The sequence below is a fragment of the Microbacterium pasadenense genome (assembly GCF_047246565.1).
Lineage (GTDB): Bacteria > Actinomycetota > Actinomycetes > Actinomycetales > Microbacteriaceae > Microbacterium.
Genome location: NZ_JBFOKN010000001.1, coordinates 1,211,734 through 1,231,089, shown reverse-complemented (window position 1 = coordinate 1,231,089; position 19,356 = coordinate 1,211,734). Strand labels below are relative to the sequence as shown.

At 71.1% G+C, this 19,356-nt stretch carries 21 protein-coding genes; 4 read left to right on the top strand and 17 right to left on the bottom strand.

Features of this window, described 5'->3' with window-relative positions; translation table 11 throughout:
* Positions 1-23 precede the first annotated feature (23 nt).
* The 15 genes from miaA to thyX form a co-directional block, all read right to left on the bottom strand.
* Positions 24-947, bottom strand: coding sequence for a tRNA (adenosine(37)-N6)-dimethylallyltransferase MiaA (miaA, locus tag AB3M83_RS05930; RefSeq protein WP_412945891.1), 924 nt, complete (start codon positions 945-947; stop codon positions 24-26).
* A gap of 3 nt (positions 948-950) precedes the next feature.
* The gene (gene miaB / locus AB3M83_RS05925) at positions 951-2,501 is read right to left on the bottom strand and encodes a tRNA (N6-isopentenyl adenosine(37)-C2)-methylthiotransferase MiaB (RefSeq protein ID WP_412945889.1); all 1,551 of its coding nucleotides are present in this window, start codon (positions 2,499-2,501) and stop codon (positions 951-953) included.
* Between the two features lie 76 nt (positions 2,502-2,577).
* On the bottom strand, positions 2,578-3,300 hold the full coding sequence (locus AB3M83_RS05920; RefSeq protein WP_412945888.1) for a regulatory protein RecX: 723 nt from the start codon (positions 3,298-3,300) through the stop codon (positions 2,578-2,580).
* Positions 3,300-4,352 carry a recombinase RecA gene (gene recA, locus AB3M83_RS05915; RefSeq protein ID WP_412945886.1) on the bottom strand — a complete coding sequence of 351 codons (1,053 nt, stop codon included), beginning with the start codon at positions 4,350-4,352 and terminating at the stop codon, positions 3,300-3,302. Before recA ends, AB3M83_RS05920 begins: the two co-directional genes overlap by 1 nt.
* Positions 4,353-4,605: 253 nt before the next feature.
* Positions 4,606-4,827, bottom strand: a complete 222-nt coding sequence (locus AB3M83_RS05910; protein ID WP_412945884.1) for a DUF3046 domain-containing protein — start codon at positions 4,825-4,827, stop codon at positions 4,606-4,608.
* Positions 4,828-4,834: 7 nt separating this feature from the next.
* Entirely contained in the window at positions 4,835-5,155 is a 321-nt protein-coding gene (locus AB3M83_RS05905) for a helix-turn-helix domain-containing protein (RefSeq protein WP_412945882.1), read from the bottom strand.
* 160 nt (positions 5,156-5,315) lie between these two features.
* Positions 5,316-5,852: a CinA family protein gene (locus AB3M83_RS05900; protein ID WP_412945881.1), complete on the bottom strand. Its 537-nt coding sequence runs from the start codon at positions 5,850-5,852 to the stop codon at positions 5,316-5,318.
* The gene (gene pgsA / locus AB3M83_RS05895) at positions 5,852-6,421 is read right to left on the bottom strand and encodes a CDP-diacylglycerol--glycerol-3-phosphate 3-phosphatidyltransferase (protein WP_412945879.1); all 570 of its coding nucleotides are present in this window, start codon (positions 6,419-6,421) and stop codon (positions 5,852-5,854) included. The genes AB3M83_RS05900 and pgsA overlap by 1 nt, the downstream gene beginning before the upstream one ends.
* Before the next feature lie 20 nt (positions 6,422-6,441).
* Positions 6,442-9,156, bottom strand: coding sequence for an FtsK/SpoIIIE family DNA translocase (locus AB3M83_RS05890; protein ID WP_412945877.1), 2,715 nt, complete (start codon positions 9,154-9,156; stop codon positions 6,442-6,444).
* A gap of 70 nt (positions 9,157-9,226) precedes the next feature.
* Positions 9,227-9,718, bottom strand: coding sequence for a GNAT family N-acetyltransferase (locus tag AB3M83_RS05885; RefSeq protein WP_412945875.1), 492 nt, complete (start codon positions 9,716-9,718; stop codon positions 9,227-9,229).
* 19 nt (positions 9,719-9,737) lie between these two features.
* Positions 9,738-11,414: a ribonuclease J gene (locus AB3M83_RS05880; protein WP_412945873.1), complete on the bottom strand. Its 1,677-nt coding sequence runs from the start codon at positions 11,412-11,414 to the stop codon at positions 9,738-9,740.
* Positions 11,411-12,388 carry a 4-hydroxy-tetrahydrodipicolinate synthase gene (dapA, locus tag AB3M83_RS05875; RefSeq protein ID WP_412945872.1) on the bottom strand — a complete coding sequence of 326 codons (978 nt, stop codon included), beginning with the start codon at positions 12,386-12,388 and terminating at the stop codon, positions 11,411-11,413. The genes AB3M83_RS05880 and dapA overlap by 4 nt, the downstream gene beginning before the upstream one ends.
* Positions 12,389-12,681: 293 nt before the next feature.
* Entirely contained in the window at positions 12,682-13,545 is an 864-nt protein-coding gene (locus tag AB3M83_RS05870; RefSeq protein ID WP_412945871.1) for a type IV toxin-antitoxin system AbiEi family antitoxin domain-containing protein, read from the bottom strand.
* 430 nt (positions 13,546-13,975) lie between these two features.
* Positions 13,976-14,740, bottom strand: a complete 765-nt coding sequence (locus AB3M83_RS05865) for an SDR family NAD(P)-dependent oxidoreductase (protein WP_412945869.1) — start codon at positions 14,738-14,740, stop codon at positions 13,976-13,978.
* Positions 14,741-14,779: 39 nt separating this feature from the next.
* Positions 14,780-15,523, bottom strand: a complete 744-nt coding sequence (thyX, locus tag AB3M83_RS05860; protein ID WP_412945867.1) for an FAD-dependent thymidylate synthase — start codon at positions 15,521-15,523, stop codon at positions 14,780-14,782.
* 92 nt (positions 15,524-15,615) lie between these two features.
* Between thyX and AB3M83_RS05855 the strand changes: the two genes are divergently transcribed.
* From AB3M83_RS05855 to AB3M83_RS05840, 4 genes are all read left to right on the top strand, one after another.
* The gene (locus tag AB3M83_RS05855) at positions 15,616-16,053 is read left to right on the top strand and encodes a TlpA family protein disulfide reductase (RefSeq protein ID WP_412945865.1); all 438 of its coding nucleotides are present in this window, start codon (positions 15,616-15,618) and stop codon (positions 16,051-16,053) included.
* Positions 16,046-16,672, top strand: coding sequence for a DUF4395 domain-containing protein (locus tag AB3M83_RS05850; protein ID WP_412945864.1), 627 nt, complete (start codon positions 16,046-16,048; stop codon positions 16,670-16,672). The genes AB3M83_RS05855 and AB3M83_RS05850 overlap by 8 nt, the downstream gene beginning before the upstream one ends.
* Positions 16,673-16,756: 84 nt before the next feature.
* Positions 16,757-17,182 carry an OsmC family peroxiredoxin gene (locus tag AB3M83_RS05845; RefSeq protein WP_412945862.1) on the top strand — a complete coding sequence of 142 codons (426 nt, stop codon included), beginning with the start codon at positions 16,757-16,759 and terminating at the stop codon, positions 17,180-17,182.
* Positions 17,175-18,065 (top strand): TIGR01777 family oxidoreductase, encoded by an 891-nt coding sequence (locus AB3M83_RS05840; RefSeq protein WP_412945860.1) that lies wholly within the window; start codon positions 17,175-17,177, stop codon positions 18,063-18,065. Before AB3M83_RS05845 ends, AB3M83_RS05840 begins: the two co-directional genes overlap by 8 nt.
* A 32-nt stretch (positions 18,066-18,097) precedes the next feature.
* Here the strand turns inward: AB3M83_RS05840 and AB3M83_RS05835 are convergent, their stop codons facing one another.
* The gene (locus AB3M83_RS05835) at positions 18,098-18,547 is read right to left on the bottom strand and encodes a hypothetical protein (protein WP_412945858.1); all 450 of its coding nucleotides are present in this window, start codon (positions 18,545-18,547) and stop codon (positions 18,098-18,100) included.
* Positions 18,544-19,356, bottom strand: a complete 813-nt coding sequence (locus AB3M83_RS05830; protein WP_412945856.1) for a 4-hydroxy-tetrahydrodipicolinate reductase — start codon at positions 19,354-19,356, stop codon at positions 18,544-18,546. The genes AB3M83_RS05835 and AB3M83_RS05830 overlap by 4 nt, the downstream gene beginning before the upstream one ends.

Here is a 19,356-nt window from a genome sequence, read left to right as displayed (position 1 = left end):
GCGAGCACACCGCCGTCCGGGAATCAGCCGTGGTCCGCGTCGGCGAGCAGATCGGCGGGGCGCGCCGACGGCGCGATCCACGTCAGATCCGGGTAGCGCTTGAACCAGGAGACCTGGCGACGCGCGTACCGGCGGGTGAGCGCCTGCGTCTGTGCGATCGCTTCGGCCTCGGTGAGCTCTCCGCTCAGCTGCGCCAGCGCCTGGGCGTATCCGATGGCGCGGCGGGCGGTGGCTCCCGACTCGAGCCCCTGCCGGCGCAGGCGCGCCGCCTCGTCGACGATGCCGTCCGACCACATCGCCTCGACCCGGGCGTCCAGCCGCGCGACGAGTTCGGCACGATCGACGTGCACGCCGAGCACGGTGGTGTCGTCGTGCCAGCGAAGCGGCGCGGCGGGCAGGGCGGCCCCGTGCGTGGACTCCCCCTGCAGCACCACCTCGAGGGCGCGGACGATCCGACGGCCGTTCTTCGCGTCGATGCGCTCGGCCGTCCGGGGATCGAGGGCGCGCAGCCGCGCGAACAGCGCGCCGGCGCCGTCCCGAGCGAGCTCCGCTTCCAGCGTCGCGCGGAGGTCGGGGTCACGCGGCGGGAACCGGAAGTCGAACAGCACGCTCGAGACGTACAGTCCCGAGCCGCCGACGAGGACGGCGTCCTTCCCGCGCGCGAAGATGCCCGCGATCACCGTCCGCGCCTGCTCCTGGTAGGCCGCCACGGCGGCGTCCTCGGTCACGGTCAGGACGTCGAAGAGGTGGTGGGGGATGCCGCGCCGCTCGGCGACCGGCAGCTTCGCCGTGCCGATGTCCATGCCGCGGTACAGCTGCATCGCGTCGGCGTTGACGATCTCGGCCCCGCGACCGGCGGCGCTCAGCGCATCGGCCAGGTCGAGGGACAGCGCCGTCTTCCCGGTGCCGGTGGCACCGACGAGCGCCCACAACCGCGGCGCGCGCACGGCCTACTGTCCGACGCGGAGCGTGGGCAGTCCGAGCGACACGGCGCGGGGCGCACCGTCGCCGGATGCCGGCGCCGTCACACCGCAGGAATCGGCCTGAGCGCGATCCCACGCATCGCCGGCGCGGGTGCGACGGATGCGCAGCGGTGCGCCGTCGATGCTGTCCGCCAGGAGGTGGAACGGGGCTGCGTGCGTCACGACCACCGAGACGATGTCGCCCGGACGCGGCACGGCGGAGCCGTCGGGCAGTTCGAAGTGTACGAGGCGGTTGTCCTCGGCCCGACCGGTGAGCCGGTGCGTGGAGGCATCCTTCTTGCCCTCGCCCGTCGACACGAGGACCTCGACCGCGCGGCCGAGCTGCTTCTGGTTCTCCTGCAGCGAGATGCGCTCCTGCAGGGCGACCAGACGCTCATAGCGCCGCTGCACGATCTCCTTCGGCACCTGGTCGGGCATTGTGGCCGCCGGGGTTCCTTCGCGGATGGAGTACTGGAACGTGAAGGCGCTGGCGAAGCGCGCCTTCTCGACGACGCGGAGGGTGTCTTCGAAGTCCTCTTCGGTCTCTCCCGGAAAGCCGACGATGATGTCGGTCGAGATCGCCGCGTCCGGCATCTTCTCGCGCACCCGGTCGAGGATGCCGAGGAACTTCTCGCTCCGATACGAGCGGCGCATGGCCTTGAGGATGCGGTCCGATCCGGACTGCAGCGGCATGTGCAGCTGGGGCATGACCGACGGCGTCTCGGCCATCGCGTCGATGACGTCGTCCGTGAAGGCTGCCGGGTGCGGGCTCGTGAACCGGATGCGCTCGAGGCCCGGAATGCCGCCCGCGGCGCGCAGGAGCTTTCCGAACGCCTGGCGATCCCCGAACTCGACGCCGTAGCTGTTGACGTTCTGCCCGAGGAGGGTGACCTCGACGGCGCCGTCGTCGACGAGCAGGCGGATCTCGCTGAGGATGTCGCCCGGACGGCGGTCCTTCTCCTTGCCGCGCAGGCTCGGCACGATGCAGAAGGTGCAGGTGTTGTTGCAGCCGACCGAGATCGAGACCCACCCGCTGTGGGCCGAGTCGCGCTTGGTGGGCAGGGTCGAGGGGAACACCTCGAGCGCCTCGAGGATCTCGAGCTCCGCCTCGCCGTTGTGACGCGCGCGCTCGAGAAGGCTCGGCAGCGAGCCCATGTTGTGGGTGCCGAACACGACGTCCACCCACGGCGCCTTCTGCTGCACGGCATCCTTGTCCATCTGCGCGAGGCAGCCGCCGACGGCGATCTGCATGCCCTCGTGCTTGTCCTTGCGGCTCTTGAGATGGCCGAGCGTGCCGTACAGCTTGCCGGCTGCGTTGTCGCGGACGGCGCACGTGTTGATGACGACGACGTCGGCATCGGCGCCCGCGTCGGCACGGACGTAGCCGGCGGACTCCAGCGATCCCGAGAGCCGCTCGGAGTCGTGCACGTTCATCTGGCACCCGAAGGTGCGCACCTCGTAGGTGCGGGCACGTCCGTCGGACGAGACGGCGGCGACCGAGGGGGCGATGAGAGTGGGCGCGGCAGACGGGCTGGTCATGATGGGGAACATTCTACGTTCGCGGTGGCCGCTCGATGCGTCGCCCGGCGCGGCGACGGCGAGATCCCCGGCGACCTCACTCGAAACGGACGCCGGACGTCGGCTTCGTCTGCTCGTCGAGGGCCTGACGCGCCGCACTCAGCGCGAGGGAGCCGAAACCGCGTCGCGCGAGCTGACCGGACAGCCGACGGAGCGCCACATCCCGGTCGAGGTCCGACATCGATGACGCCTTGGCGCGCGCGAACTCCAGCGCACGCTCGGTCTCGTCGTCCGGGAGGGCGGCCAGCGCGATCTCGATGACGTCGCGCGGCAGACCGCGCTGCGAGAGGGTCTGCGAGACGGCTTGCCGACCCTGCGCCTTGCGACTCAGCGCCTTGTGGATGAGCTCCTCGGCGAGTGCCTCGTCGTCGAGGTACCCGCGATCGACGAACCGCTCGATCAGCGCCTCCTCGACGGCAGGATGCAGCTCCGACTCGCGCAGCGCGGTACGCGCCTCGCGGATGGACAGCGATCGCGTCCGCAGCTTGCGGAGCAGCAGCTTCTCGGCACGGTCCGCGCCGTCGTCGGGCGTGGTGGGCTCGGAGGCGGCCGTCGACTGGTCTGCGACCCACGTGCGATGCCAGGTCATCCCCGGGCCGGCGTCGCCGGCGGAACCGACGTCCGCCGCGGCACGCTCGTCGGACGCCGAGCCGCTGCTCGGCGCCCCGGGGCCACGTCCGCCGAAGAGAGGGATCACGGGGGCGAGACCGGCCGTGTCCTCACGGCCTTCGGGCTCGCCCCCGTCGAATCGGACCGCCATCAGGCCGGGCGGCGCGCTGCCAGGTCGTCGGCGGCCGGAGCCTCGACCGCCTTGGGCACACCGATGCCGAGCTTGGCGAGGATCTTGCCCTCAATCTCGGCGGCCACGTCGGTGTTCTTGAGCAGGAAGTTGCGCGAGTTCTCCTTGCCCTGGCCGAGCTGTTCACCCTCGTACGTGTACCAGGCGCCGGACTTCTTGACGATGCCGTGCTCGACGCCGAAGTCGATGAGACTCCCCTCCCGGGAGATGCCCACGCCGTAGAGGATGTCGAACTCGGCCTGCTTGAACGGGGGCGCCATCTTGTTCTTGACGACCTTCACGCGGGTGCGGTTGCCGACCGCCTCCGTGCCGTCCTTGAGGGTCTCGATACGACGGATGTCGAGGCGGACGGACGCGTAGAACTTGAGCGCCTTACCGCCGGCCGTGGTCTCGGGGGAACCGAAGAACACGCCGATCTTCTCGCGCAGCTGGTTGATGAAGATGGCCGTCGTCTTCGTCTGGCTCAGGCCACCGGTGATCTTGCGGAGCGCCTGCGACATGAGCCGCGCCTGCAGTCCGACGTGGGAGTCGCCCATCTCGCCCTTGATCTCGGCCTCGGGCACGAGGGCGGCCACGGAGTCGATGACGACGAGGTCGATGGCGCCGGAGCGGATCAGCATGTCGGCGATCTCGAGCGCCTGCTCGCCGGTGTCGGGCTGCGAGACGAGGAGCTGATCGATGTCGACCCCGAGCTTCTCGGCGTACGCCGGGTCGAGGGCGTGCTCGGCGTCGATGAACGCCGCGATGCCGCCGGCACGCTGGGTGTTCGCGATCGCGTGCAGCGTCAGCGTCGTCTTGCCGGACGATTCCGGACCGTAGATCTCGACGACTCGGCCACGCGGGATGCCGCCGATGCCGAGGGCGACGTCGAGGGCGATCGAACCGGTCGGGATGACCTCGACGGGAGCGCGCTCGTCGCTTCCCAGGCGCATGATCGAGCCCTTGCCGAACTGGCGGTCGATCTGGGCGAGGGCCGATTCCAGGGCCTTCTCGCGGTCGGCGGGTGATGGCATGTCATGCTCCTTGGTGCTCGCGGTTCCGTCGCCCGTAGGCTGTCGCGCTCCGTACCGACGGTGCGGATGCTGCGACAGGGCGTGGGTGTCATCTGACGCCGTTCACGTTACGAAGGGGCTCCGACATCGCGGCCGGAGGGCTCTTCGCGGTGGACGAACTGCATCCGACTCCTGTTGTGAAGGAGCCTACGCCCGGTCGAACAGATCTTCGATCGCGACACGCCGCGCCGAGGGCCGGCGGAATGGCTCGTCGTCAGCGTCGCGGCTCGAGGCGACCGGCGCCGTGGCGCCGCTCGAGCGGAACATCGGCCTCGACGCAGAGCGCGCGCCACACCTCTCGGGGCGGTACGCCCGCAGCCAGGGCCTCGCGCGCGGTCCGGTGGCCGATCTCCGCCAGTGCGAGATCGTCGACCAGCGCGGCTCCGCCGCGGCCGAACTCGTCCTCGACCGCGCGTTCGAACTCGCTGTGACGCATCGAGCCGTCAGCGCAGCGACAGCTCGGGCGCGACCATGTCGTCGCCCAGCGATGCGAGGTCGTCCGGGACGACATCGGTGATGGGGTGCAGGCCCTCGAGGACCGAGATGCGATCGCCCACCTCGCGCATGATCGTCGAGATGGGGACGTCGAGTGCTTCGGCGACCGCGGCGAGGATCTCGCTCGATGCTTCCTTCTGACCGCGCTCGACTTCGCTCAGGTAACCGAGTGCGACGCTCGCACGACCCGACACCTGCCGAAGGGTGTGGCCCTTCTGCAGACGGAAGTCGCGCAGCACATCGCCGATCTCTTGACGAACCAGGATCATGCGGGGCCCCTCCTCTGCGTCCGATCCACTGCTTCCTTCGGGGGAATAACGGTACATCACGTTGGATGTCACCCTAGCCCCGGCGTGCTGGGGGTTGGATGGGAATCACGAATCGTAACGACCACGCAACATCCGGTATTCCCGGTGCCCGCGACCACCGTCACAGCGCGTCGATCGCGAGGGCGATCGCGCGTGCCGCGGCCTCGGTGCGGATCTGATCGCGATCTCCGGAGAGCGCCAGGGACTCGACCCGCGATCCCAGCGGCGTCGACACCGCGATGTGCACGGTGCCGACGGGCTGTCCGCCGGCGGCCAGGGGTCCCGCGACGCCCGTCGTGGCGATCCCGACGTCCGCGGCATCCTCCTGCCCGACGGCGCGTCGGATGCCGTCCGCCATCTGGCGCGCCACCCGAGGATGCACGGGGCCGTGCGCCGCCAGCAGCGTCTCGTCGACTCCCAGCAGCCGGGCCTTGAGGTCGGTCGCGTAGGCGACGATCCCGCCGCGGAAGACGTCCGAGGCACCGGGGACCGAGACGACCGACGCGGCGAGCAGACCGCCGGTGAGCGACTCGGCGACGCCGAGGGTCCAGCCGAGCTCCCTGAGGCGCTGCACGAGGCGCTCAGGCTCGGAGCGCGGCCCTGCCGACACGAGCGTCTCCTCGAGGTCGTCGGGCAGCTCGCTGGGCGTCGGACGCATCAGGGGCGCACCTTCGCGCGCGACCCGCGCATCGCCGTGACGACGTAGTCGATGCCGCTCGCGACGGTGAGGACGACCGCGATCACCATCGCGATCGTGTTCACGACGTGGATCCACTCCCCCACCACGGTCCACAGCGGCAGCAGGGCGAGCGCGAGCGCGACGGCCTGGGCGACGGTCTTCAGCTTGCCCATCCATGCGGCGGCGACGACATGGTCGGTCGCCACGACGAGACGGTGGACGGTGATCCCGAGCTCGCGGACCAGCACGACGGCGGTGATCCACCAGCTCAGCTCACCGAGGATCGAGAGGCAGACGAAAGCGCACCCGGTGAGGGCCTTGTCCGCGATCGGGTCGAGCAGCTTGCCCAGATCCGTCACGATGTCGTGCCGACGCGCGAGGTAGCCGTCGATGCCGTCCGTCGCGATCGCGACGATGAACAGGACCGCGGCCCACCAGCGGAGCGGGCTCCCGTCGTCCTCCGCGGCGAGCAGCATCCACACGAAGACCGGAGCGCACAGGATGCGCACGATCGTGATGGCGTTGGGCAGCTGCCGCGGGATCGTCACGTTCCGAGCCTACCGAGAGATCAGTCCCGGCCGGTGAGCTGCCAGGCGTCCTCGCCGCCCTCGTCGGCGTCGCGGTCCACGACGTCGTAGCCGTCGAACTGCGCCTCGACGGGGTCGGCCCCGTACGGGTCGTCGCCGCCGGTCGTGGCCGGCGGCACGGCGGGCTCCGCATCCTCGGGCGGGTCTTCGCCGCGGAGCCGCGCGAGAACGGCGGGGAGCTCCTCGGGGGTGACGAGGACATCGCGCGCCTTGGACCCCTCGGAGGGACCGACGATGTCGCGCGCCTCGAGCAGGTCCATGAGGCGGCCGGCCTTCGCGAAGCCGACCCGGAGCTTGCGCTGCAGCATCGAGGTCGACCCGAACTGGGTGGAGATGATCTGCTCGGCGGCGGCGAGCAGCAGCTCGAGATCGTCGCCGATGTCGGCGTCGATCTCCTTCTTCTCGATGACGGCTTCGACGTCCTTGCGGTACTCGGGGCGCGCCTGGTCCTTGACGTGTGCGACGACCTTCTCGATCTCCCGCTCGGCGACCCAGGCGCCCTGCACGCGGATGGCCTTCGACGTGCCCATCGGCAGGAACAGTCCGTCACCCTGACCGATGAGCCGGTCGGCGCCCGGCTGGTCGAGGATGACGCGGGAGTCCGTGACACTGGTGACCGCGAACGCCAGGCGCGACGGCACGTTGGCCTTGATGAGCCCGGTGACGACGTCGACCGACGGGCGCTGCGTGGCGAGGACGAGGTGGATGCCGGAGGCGCGAGCCAGCTGCGTGATGCGGACGATCGAGTCCTCGACGTCACGCGGCGCGACCATCATGAGGTCGGCCAGCTCGTCGACCACCACCAGGAGATACGGGTACGGCTTCAGAACCCGCTCGCTGCCCACGGGCAGCTGGAGCTCGCCCGCGACCACGGCCTTGTTGAAGTCGTCGATGTGGCGGAACCCGAACGACGCGAGGTCGTCGTACCGCATGTCCATCTCCTTCACGACCCACTGCAGCGCTTCGGCGGCCTTCTTGGGATTCGTGATGATGGGCGTGATGAGGTGCGGCACCCCGGCGTATGCCGTCAGCTCCACACGCTTGGGGTCGATGAGCACCATCCGGACGTCGGAGGGCTTCGCCCGCATCAGCAGGCTCGTGATCATCGAGTTGACGAAGCTGGATTTACCCGATCCGGTGGAACCGGCGACCAGCAGGTGGGGCATCTTCGCGAGGTTCGCCACGACGAAGCCGCCGCCCACGTCCTTGCCGATGCCGATCGTCATGGGGTGGGTGGCCTGCTGCGCGTTGCCCGAGCGGAGCACATCGCCCAGCGTGACGATCTCACGGTCCGTGTTGGGGATCTCGACGCCGATGGCGCTCTTGCCGGGGATGGGCGCGAGGATCCGGACCTCGTTGGAGGCCACCGCGTACGCGATGTTGTTGGTGAGCGCCGTGATCCGCTCCACCTTCACGCCGGGGCCGAGGGCGATCTCGTACTGCGTCACCGTCGGGCCGCGCGAGAAGCCGGTGACCTTCGCATCGACGGAGAACTGCTCGAACACGCCCGAGATGGCCCGCACCATCGCGTCGTTCGCCTCGGAGCGCGCCTTGGGAGGCGTCCCGCTCGCGAGGGCGTCCGCCGCGGGCAGCCGGTAGTCGGCGGCATCCGGATCGACCGCGTCGAGGTTGGCGGCGACGAAGTCGGGAATCGGCGGCGGCGGGGGCACGTCCAGGTTTCCCGGCTTGCGGCCGGGCTTGCGCGGCGGCGTGGCCGGCATCGGCTCGATGATCTCGGTGACGGCATCCGGCATGACATCGGGAGTCGTGAGCGCATGGTCGAAGCTGCCGTCGCTGCTCGCTTCGAGGAGGGCGGTGAGGTCGTCGGCGCCGAGACCGCCGTCGGCGTCCTCCTCCCTGCCCGACTTGTTGCGTCGCCACCACGGCAGACCGGGGTCGTCGTCCTCGGGAGCGTCGAAGGCGACCGTGGGCCCGGTCTCACCCTTCGCCGGTCGCTCGGGGCGCTCGGCCCGCTCCGCGCCGAACAGCCAGGCGTACAGATCGCCGAGGCGCTGGCCGATGCGGTTCGGCGGGGTCTTGGTCAGGATCAGGACGCTCAGCAGCGCCAGGATGCCGAGCACGATCCCCGCACCGATCTCGGTGAGCGCGGTGAGGGGCTCGCCGACCATCCAGCCGAACAGCCCGCCGCCTTCGCTGAGCGCCGGCAGCCCGCCGCTCGGCTGCGGGCGGCCGCCGATCACGTGGCAGAAGCCGGCGACGGCCAGGACGAACACGCCGAAGCCGATGCCGATGCGACCGTTGTCGTGGACGGACGGCGGGTGCCGGAACAACCAGCCGGCGAGGAGCAGGAGCAGGACCGGGAGGATGAACGCCTCGCGGCCGATGAGGCCGCCGACCGTGTACGAGCTGATGTTCGTGCCGACGTCGGTGCCGATGAAGAACCATTCGACGGTCGCACCGGCGACCGCGGCGAGCACGAGCAGGAACGGGAAACCGTCCCTCCGCTGATCCTTCTCGAGCGTCTCCGGCGCGAAGGCGCGGAACATGCCCCCGGTCGCGTGCGCGAGGCCCATCCACGCGCGCACCAGGACGCCGGGCCTGTCGGCGTCGTCCACGTAGCGACGCGGTGCGGGCTCGGCCTTGCGGCGCGGAGCGGGGTCGGACTTCTTGGCGCGCGACGAGGAGCCCGACGCGGACGCGCGGGACCTGCTGGTCGGACTGGTGCTCCTGGCCATTCCTCCACGGTAGGCGCGGGTGCCGACACTTGCCCGGATTGACGCGGCGATCGCGGGCATTGCCCGGGCGTCAGCCGAGTCGCTTCACCATCGTGTCGCGACCGATCCCGCTCGAGGTGACGGCGAACCCCTCGCTGCGGTAGAGCACCTGGGCGAAGTTCCCACGCTCGACGGACAGGCAGATCCGGGCGTGCCCGTCGGCGCGTGCGGCCGCGCACAGCGCGCGCAGCAGCTCCCGTCCCACGCCGTGCGCGCGCCACATGGGGCGCACGCCGATGATCAGCTCGGGCACGCCCGTGCCGACGTAGCCGAAGCCGGGATCCGTGCGCGGCAGCATCCGGTACCACGCCGCGCCGATCGACTCGCTGCCCGCCACGGCGACCACCCCGACGTCACCGGGCCGCTGCCAGCCCATCAGATACCGACGGTGGTCCGGGTGCGTGAGGATCTCGTGCCGCGGCCGGGCCGTCCCGGCGCGCCAGTTCGCCGCCTCGACGACCATGTCGCCGAGGAAGATCCCGTCCGCCTGGACGGCGGGACGCGTCGTCCACCTCTCGGGCATGCCCGAATGGTACGGCCGATCAGGCCTCGATGACCATCGGAACGATCATCGGCCGACGGCGCAGCGCCTGGTTGACCCAGCGTCCGATCGTGCGACGCACGACCTGCTGCAGCGCGTGCTGGTCGCGGACGCCCGACTGCGCGGCCTCGGCGAGCGCCGCGGCGATCTTCGGCTTGACGGAGTCGAACACCGCGTCGTCCTCCGCGAAGCCGCGGGCGTGGATCTCGGGACCCGTGATGATGCGCCCCGTCGCGGCATCCACCACGACGATGACCGAGATGAAGCCCTCCTCGCCGAGGATGCGGCGGTCCTTGAGGTCGGCATCCGTGATCTCGCCCACCGACGAGCCGTCGACGTACACGAAGCCCAGGTCGAGCTGGCCGGCGACGCGCGCGACACCGTCCTTCAGGTCGATGACCGTGCCGTTCTCGGCGATGATCGTGTTCTCGGCCGGGATGCCGCTGTCCTGCGCCAGCTTGGCGTTCGCCATCAGGTGGCGGTACTCGCCGTGCACGGGCAGCACGTTCTTCGGCTTGAGGATGTTGTAGCAGTAGAGCAGCTCGCCGGCGGCGGCGTGCCCGGACACGTGCACCTTGGCGTTCGCCTTGTGCACGACGTTCGCACCGAGCTTGGTGAGCCCGTCGATGACGCGGTAGACCGCGTTCTCGTTGCCGGGGATCAGGCTGGAGGCGAGGATGACGGTGTCCCCCTCGCCCGGCTCGATGGCGTGGTCGAGGTTCGCCATGCGGGACAGGACCGCCATCGGCTCGCCCTGGGAGCCTGTCGACATGTACACGATGCGGTCGTCGGGCAGGTCCTTGGCCTTCTTGTAGTCGATGAGGACGCCCTGCGGCACCTTGAGGTAGCCGAGGTCCTCCGCGATCGTCATGTTCCGGACCATCGAGCGGCCGAGAAACGCGACCCGGCGACCGTTGGCGGCGGCGGCGTCGATGACCTGCTGAACGCGGTGCACGTGGCTGGAGAAGCTCGCCACGATCACCCGCCGCGGCGCCTTCGCGATCACCTGGTCGAGGACGGGGCCGATGGCGCGCTCGAGCGGTGTGAACCCGGGGACGTCCGCGTTCGTCGAGTCGACGAGGAAGAGATCGACGCCCTCCTCACCGAGACGCGCGAACGCACGCAGGTCGGTGAGACGGCCGTCCAGCGGGAGCTGGTCCATCTTGAAGTCGCCCGTCGCGAGGACGAGACCGGCGGGGGTCCGGATGCCGACGGCGAGCGCGTCCGGGATCGAGTGGTTCACCGCGACGAAGTCGAGCTCGAAGGGGCCGACCTGCTCGCGCTGGCCCTCGGCCACCGTCAGCGAGTACGGCTTGATGCGGTGCTCCTTGAGCTTCGCCTCGACGAGGGCGAGCGTCAGCTGCGAGCCGATGAGGGGGATGTCCGCCTTGCGCTTGAGGAGGTACGGCACCGCGCCGATGTGGTCTTCGTGCCCGTGCGTCAACACGACGCCCACGATGTCGTCCAACCGGCCGGCGATCGCCTCGAAGTCCGGCAGGATCAGGTCGACGCCGGGCTGGTGCTCCTCGGGGAACAGGACGCCGCAGTCGACGATGAGCAGCTTTCCGTCGAACTCGAAGACGGTCATGTTGCGACCGACCTCACCGAGACCTCCGACGGGGGTCACGCGGAGCGTGCCGGGGGCGAGTGCGTCGGGAACGGAGACTGTGTTGCTCATCGGGTTGTGCCATGCACCTTCGGAAGGGCGCCGCCGGCGGCGGCATTGCGGTCAGGACGGAAGTTCGAGAAGTCGGCCCCGTCGACGTCGCGGACGAGCGCGAGTTCGTCTTCGATGAGGGCGGCTTCCCACTCTTCGGGACCCACGAGCGGCAGACGCACCCGCGGGCTGGAGATACGGCCGAGGCCGTGGAGGATGTACTTCGCGCTCACGGTGCCGGGGACATGCGTCATGACGGCACGCACGAGCGGCTCGAGCTTCTTGTGCGCCTCGGTCGCCGTGGTGAGGTCGCCGCGGTTCACCGCATCCATCATCACCCGGTACGGCGCCGACGTGATGTTGGCGGTGACGCCGATCAGGCCGCTCGCGCCGATGGCGAGGTGCGGCAGGACGTTGGCGTCGTCGCCCGAGAAGTACATCAGGTCGGTCTGGTTGAGCACCCGGCTGACCTCGCTGAAGTCGCCCTTAGCGTCCTTCACCGCGAGGATGTTGGGGTGCTTGGCGAGGCGCAGGATCGTCTCGTACCTGATCGGGACCCCGGTGCGGCCCGGGATGTCGTACAGGATGACGGGCAGGTCGGTGGCGTCCGCGACGAGGCGGAAATGCGTGAGGATGCCGGCCTGGGTCGGCTTGTTGTAGTACGGCGTGACGATCATGATGCCGTCGGCGCCGGCCTTCTCGCTGGCCTTGTACAGCTCGATCGCGTGGGCGGTCTCGTTCGAGCCGCCGCCCGTGATGATCTTGGCGCGCCCCGCGGAGACGGACTTGCCGACCTCGACGAGCCTGAGCTTCTCGGCATCCGTCAGCGTGCTCGTCTCACCGGTCGTGCCGGTGACGACGATGCCGTCGGCGCCGCCCGCGATCACGGAGTCGATGTGCTTCTCGACGGCGGGCCAATCCACCTCGCCGTCGGCCGTCATGGGGGTGACGAGCGCGACGAGAACCTGCCCGAAGGGGTTGCCGGAGTGGGTCATCCTCCCAGGGTACCGGTCGGTGTCGGCCGTTCCCGTGCGGCGGGCGGGCGGGGCGGGCTGCGCCGGGCGCGGAGCCGCCACGGGGCGATGCGCATGCACGCCGCGCGTGGGCGATGCGGATGCACGACGCGTGGTGTTGCTGTGGGCCCGTGCGACGGATGTGACGAGCGCGGGATGCCCGATCGGACGCCGGCAGCCCGATGGACCTGAAGGCGGGCCAGGATGCGGGCGCCGCGTGGCCGATGCGGACGCACGACGCGTGGTGCTGCTGTCGGCCCGTGCGACGGATGTGGCTAGCGCGGGATGCCCGATCGGACGCCGGCAGCCCGATGGACCTGAAGGCGGGCCAGGATGGCGCGCTCGACCCGCGGCCAGTCGTGGATGACCATGGCGTAGTCGAATCGGAGCGTCTCGTACCCGGCGGCGGCTGCCGCGGCATCCCGAACGAGGTCGCGGTGCCGCAGCGACGGGCCCTCATGGTTGAGACGTCCGTCGACCTCCAGCACGATGCATCCCTCGAGCACGAAGTCCACGCGCCCGACGCCCGCGATGACCACCTGGCACTCGAGCTGGATGCCGAGCCGCAGCAATCGCAGCCGGAGCAGCGATTCGAGGCCGCTTCCGGCGTCAGGGCGGGCGATGTCGACCAACCAGCGGAAGCGGGCCGGAAGCGACGCGCGGACCTCCCCGCGGTCCGCCGCCGTCAGCAGGCCCAGCGCCCACGCGGACTCGAAAGCGGCGAAGAACACCTCGCTCCCGAGGCATGACGCGCACTGGACGAGAGCGCGGGAGATCGAGACGACGCCGAAGGCCGCGCCGCCGGCATCGCGGTGCGTGACGCACCGGCATCCGTCGTGCGGATGCACCCTCGCGTCCGGACCGACCCAGACGTGAAGACGCTCGTCGGGCTCCCACACCCACACGCCCCGCTGGCGCAACGCGGATGCGCAGCCCACCTCACCGCCGTGCGCCGCGGCGCGACGCACGTCCGGCGGGAGCAGGCCCGCCGCGTACACACCGGTTCGCACCCGCTCGATCGCACCCCGTTCTGCGGCGCGCGCCACCTGCATGCGGCTCGCCCCGCGGGCGCGGAGCTGCGACGTGCGTGCGATACCGCCCAGCATCCGGATCGTCGAAGCCACCGCGCTGCTGTCCATGCGGCCGAGCCTCGTCTTCGTCCGAGCCCGACGGTCGGCGCACAAGCGGCGCCGTGAGAAGCGCGCGGGTCGGGGAGGCTGGGGAGAAGGCGGCGGCACGGATGCACGAGCGGTGGTGCGGGCAGGCACCGGCGGGGCGTCGCGTGCCCCATCGGCCCCACCGGTCGTGCAGATGTTCGCGCACGGCCGAGGTCGCGTGCAGGTGCCGGCCGGCCGGTCCGGTTGCGCCTGCACGATCGGTGGGGCGGAACAGCGCGGGAGGGACTCGTGAGACCCGCAGACTGCCGTCGATCGTGCCGGCGTATCGGCTCGGCCGCGCGAGGCGGCCGGGCGAGGCGGCGGCGCGAGACGGCAGCAGGCGGCGGCGCGAGGTGGCAGCGCGAGGCGGCAGCGCGAGGCGGCGGCGGTCGGCGGGGGTCGGGGGCGGCGATCAGCGGCCGCGCGACGCGGCGGCGATCACGAGGCGGTCCGGCAGCACGCGCGACAGCGCCACCAGGATCCGGTACCGCCGCGACGGGATCGACACCGGCCTGCCGCGGGCGGCATCCCGGAGCGCCTCCGCGACGACAGCCGGCGCGTTCAGCCACATCCAGCCGGGGACCCCCTCCTCCCCCGGCGGCAGCCCGAGACGCTCGTGGAAGTTGGTGTGGACGAAACCCGGGCAGACGGCGGTCACGGTCACCCCATGGTCGCGGTAGGCGACGTTCGCCCACCGACTGAAGCTCACGAGCCAGCCCTTGGCCGCGCCGTATGTCCCGCGGGGCATCAGGCCGGCGACGGATGCCACGTTCACGATGCGACCGGCGCCCCGGGCGAGCATCGCGGGCAGCACCGCATGGGTCAGGCGCATCGGCACCTCGACGTGTAGCGCCAGGTGGCGCGCTTCGTCCTCGACGTCGTTGGACTCGAAGGCCAGCGGAAGGCCGTAGCCCGCGTTGTTGACGAGGAGGTCGACCGGTGCCGTCGCATCCGAGAGCCTCGCCTCGACCCGCGCTCGCTGCTCCGGTTCGACCAGGTCCGACACCAGCACGTCCGCCCGCCGACCGGTCGTCGCCGTGATCTCCGCGGCGAGGGCGGTCAACGCCGCCTCGTCGCGGGCGACGAGCACGACGTCGGCGCCGCGCGCCGCGAGCTGACGGGCGAACTCCGCTCCGAGGCCCGAGCTCGCGCCTGTGATCACTGCCGTCCGTGTCATGGCCGTCAGCTTAGGCCGGGGATGCAGGTGGCGAGCCGGTTACGGGGCGACGCGGCCGTTCGCGTTGAAAGCGGCGTAGGTGAGCGGCATGAGCTCGCGGAATGCGTCTTCCATCTTCTCGGCGCACATCTCGATCTCGCGCTGCGGGAACGACGGGAAGTGCGTCCCCTCGCGCTTCGTGCGCAGCGACAGGAAGTTCATCAGCGAGCGCGCATTCACCGTCACGTACATGGACGAGAAGATGTTCAGCGGCAGGACGATGCGCGCGACCTCGCGGGCGACGCCGGCCTGCAGCATCCGCTGATACGCCTCGAAGGCGGCCACGGATGCCTCGCGTGTCGTCTGATCGACGAGTTCGACCTGCTCGGGCGAGCCGGGGAGGAACTCGTACGCGCCGGGCTTGCCGACCTGCAGCAGGTTCCGCTGGGGCGCGGGAACGTAGAACACGGGTCGCAGCTCTCGGTAGCGGCCCGATTCCTCGTTGTACGACGCCATGCGGTGCCGCATGAACTCGCGGAACACGAAGATCGGCGCCTGCACGTAGAACGTCATCGAGTTGTGCTCGAACGGCGAGCCGTGGCGGTCTCGCATCAGGTAGTTGATGAGACCTCGGTCGCGACCCGTCGCCTCGGTGCCCTCTGCCGCGGCGGTCAGCGTCTGCTCGCCCTGCGTGGACACCCGCGCCGCGAACAGCACGTCGCTGTCGGCGGCGCTCGAGCGCACGAGCTCGACGGTGACGTCGCTGCGGAACTGGATCTCGGGGGCCTCTGCGCTGTCGCTCACGGCTCACACCCTACCTGCGGGGGCCGCGACACGCGTCGCTGATCCGCCCCGTGCGGCGGGGGGCGGCCGCGGAACACTACTGTGGAGCGGTCATGGATCTGCTCCCCGCCGTCATCGTCCTGGCCGCCCTCCTGGCGGCCACCCTCGGCGTCGGCATCGTCGCCCGCTGGCAGCAGAATCGGCCTCGCAGGTTCGACCCGACCGAGGTCGTCGAGCCCTCGCGGCTCGGCGCCGACCGCCTGGGTGACGCCGCGACGCTGCTGCAGTTCAGCACCGACATGTGCAGTCGGTGTCCCGGGGTGCACCGGACCCTCCGCGAGATCGCCGCTGAGCGCGACGGCGTCCTGCACCTGGACGTCGACCTGACCCACCGCCCCGACATCGCCCGGCACTTCGCGGTGCTGCAGACACCCACGACCCTCATCCTCGACCGTCAGGGCACCGTGCGGACTCGCTTCGGCGGCGCGCCCAGCCGATCGATCGTGGAGTTCGAGCTCGACCGCGCCATGACCGGGAGCCGGCGTGGCTGAGGCCGGCCTCATCGACCCGCGCGGACCCCGCTTCGCCGCCGCACTCACCTCCGTGCTGCTGATGGCGGCGACCCTGCTCGCGCTCACGGGGCTCTCCACCGCGCGCGCCGCAGAGTGGTGGGCCACCTTCACGAACGCCGACGGGATCCCGACCGACGTCGCCTTCGCCGACGGTGCGGGCTTCGGCTGGTTCGACACCCAGCAGGTCGACGTCGCGTTCGTCGCCGGTGCGTGGGCGCTCCCCCTCCTCCCGCTCTCCTCCCGCGTCGCCGACCCCGGATTCGTCGCCCTCCTCGTCGTCGCGCTGCTGTTCCTGTGGGGCGTGCTCTCCCCCCGGACCGCCCCGTGGGGCGTCCTGTACCGTGCCGCCGTCCAGCCTCGCCTGGCCCCGCCGGCCGAGCTGGAGGACCCCCGCCCGCCGCGCTTCGCGCAGGGCGTCGGGCTCGTCGTCGCGACGCTCGGCCTCGCCCTGCACGTGGCGGGTGTCCCGCTCGCCCTCCCGATCGCGGCGGCGCTCGCGTTCGTCGCGGCGTTCCTGAACGCGGCGTTCGGCCTGTGCCTGGGATGCCGGCTGTGGCTGCTGCTGCAGCGCATCGGCCTCGTCGGCCGCGCGGCCTGACACCGGGCCGGCCGGCATCCGTTCCCTCTCCCCGCCACCCGGTCTAGGCTCGGGACAACCTGTTCCGCCTGCGAGGGAGATCCCATGAGCGTCACGAGCGAAGCCACCACCAGCTGGAAGGGGAGCCTGTTCGAGGGCTCCGGCGAGATCGCGTTGGAGAGCTCCAACCAGGGGCCGCTGCCCGTGAACTGGAAGGCCCGCAGCGAAGGATCCACCTCGGTCACGACACCCGAGGAGCTCATCGCCGCCGCTCACTCGTCCTGCTTCAGCATGGCCCTGTCCAACGCCCTCGCCGACAACGGCACCCCGCCTGAGAGCGTCGAGACGACGGCATCCGTCACCTTCATCCCCGGGACCGGCATCACCGGCTCCCACCTGAACGTCAATGCGACGGTGCCCGGGATCTCGGCCGAGGACTTCGACCGCATCGCGAACGAGGCGAAGAGCGGATGCCCGGTCTCGGCCGCCCTCGCCGGCATCGAGATCACCCTCGAGGCGACGCTTGCCTGATCGTCGCGTCGTCGTCTCGGGGGCATCGGGGCTCATCGGCCGCGCGCTGACCGAGTCGCTGACCGCGGACGGCATCGCCGTGACCCGCCTCGTCCGGCACGCCCCGGACGGGCCGGACGAGGTGCAGTGGGCGCCCGGTACCGAGAAGCTCGACCCGGCGGTGCTCGCCGGCGCGACGGCGGTCGTGAACCTCAACGGCGCCAGCATCGGCCGCTTCCCCTGGACCTCCCGCTATCGGCACGAGCTCATCTGGTCGCGGATCCACCCGACGCAGACACTCGCCCGTGCGCTCCGCGAACTGGGTGCGGACGCACCGCTGTTCGTCAGCTCGTCAGCGGTCGGGTACTACCCGCCCGACGAGCCGGGACGCGCCTTCGACGAGGACGGCCCGCGCGGCGACGCCTTCCTGTCGGACCTGTGCGGGGAGTGGGAAGGGGCCGCGCGGACCGCGGGCGACGCCGTCGCGCTGCTGCGCACAGCGCCGATCGTCCACCGCGAGGGCGTGCTGAAGCCGCTGATGCTCCTCACGCGCGCGGGCCTGTCGGGTCCGATCGGCCGCGGCACCCAGACGTGGCCGTACATCTCGCTCGACGACGAGATCCGGGCGATCCGCCACGTCATCGACGAGCGCATCACGGGCCCCGTCAACCTGTCCGGCCCGACCCGCGCCACGGCGAACGACCTGGGGTTCGCCCTGGCCGTCCGGCTCAACCGGCCGTACCTGCTGCGCGCGCCGGTCCCCGCGATGAAGCTGGTCCTCGGTGCGGACGCCGTGCAGGCGCTGCTGACGACGGACACCCACGTGGTGCCGCGGGTGCTGACCGACACGGGGTTCACGTTCCGGCATCCCACCGTCGAGGATGCGGTGGCCGCCGCGGTCTGACCGGCCGCCCCGCTGTCCACGAGCGGTCCGGCTCAGGCGCGTCGCGCCGCCCGTTCCAGGCCGATGGCCTTGCGGACGGCACCCCGGGCACGTCGACGGTCGCCGGAGCCGTCGTACAGCAGTCCCAGCCGGTACCAGGCCCGCCAGTCGTCGGGCGCCTGCTCGACCGCCTCGCGATAGGCGGGGAACAGGGCGTCCGCCTCGGCCGCGACGGGACGGCCGCTCGGGCGGAGCGTCAGCTCCTCGTCGGGGAGGCCGCCCTCCGCCTCGAGTCGTCGGCCGAGTCGCTGCGCGCCCACCCCGAAGCTGAGTTCGCGCCACAGCGCCCAGGCGGCGACGACGGGGAGCAGCAGCATCAGCACGCCCATCGTGATCCCCACGGGGGCGCCGCTGGTGAGCAGCAGCCACGCCCGCTGACCGACGAGCGCGATGTACAGCGCGAGGACGGCGGCGACGACGATGACGCCGATGCGGGCGATCATGCGCCGGCCGCGCGCGCGGCCTGGCCGGACACCTCGTCGGCGATCGGCGCCGTGCGTCCCGGGGCGGACGGCATGCGGATGCCGATGTCGATCATCGAGTCCAGCCCCACGATCACGCCGGACGCACTGCGCGCTGCACCGAGGGCGACACGGATGCCGGGGGCATAGGCGGCCGCGGGCTCGATCGTGTCGTGCACGATCGTCAGGGACTCCCCCGGTCCCGACAGGATCGTCTCCTGACGCGCGATGACACCGGGACGCCGCAGGGAGTGGACCGGGATGCTGGCGATCTGCTGCCCCCGGGCACGCTGGTCGACGTGCGGAGCCTCGACGGGCCCCGCATCCGCCCTCGCGGCGGCGATCAGCTCGGCGGTGCGGACGGCGGTGCCGCTCGGCGAGTCGACCTTCGTCTCGCGGTGGGTCTCGACGATCTCGATGGAGGGGAAGAAGCGAGCGGATGCCGCGGCGAGCGCCGAGCCGATGACCGAGCCGAGCGAGAAGTTCGGGATGAACACGACACCGGTGCCGGCGGCCTCCACCAGCGGTCGGACGAGCGAGATGCGCTCGGCTGACCAGCCGGACGTTCCGACCAGGACATTGATCCCCCGGTCGATCGCCGCGCGCACGACGTCGATCGAGACAGCCGGCGTGGAGGCGTCGACGACGAGGTCGGCCCCATCGAGCTCGGTCAGATCGCTCGACGACCCGAGTACCGCGACGGTCTCGAACCCTTCGGTCTCGTCGATCACGCCGGCGATGATGCGCCCCAGCTTGCCGGTTCCGCCCACGAGGGCAACGCGCGTCGTCAT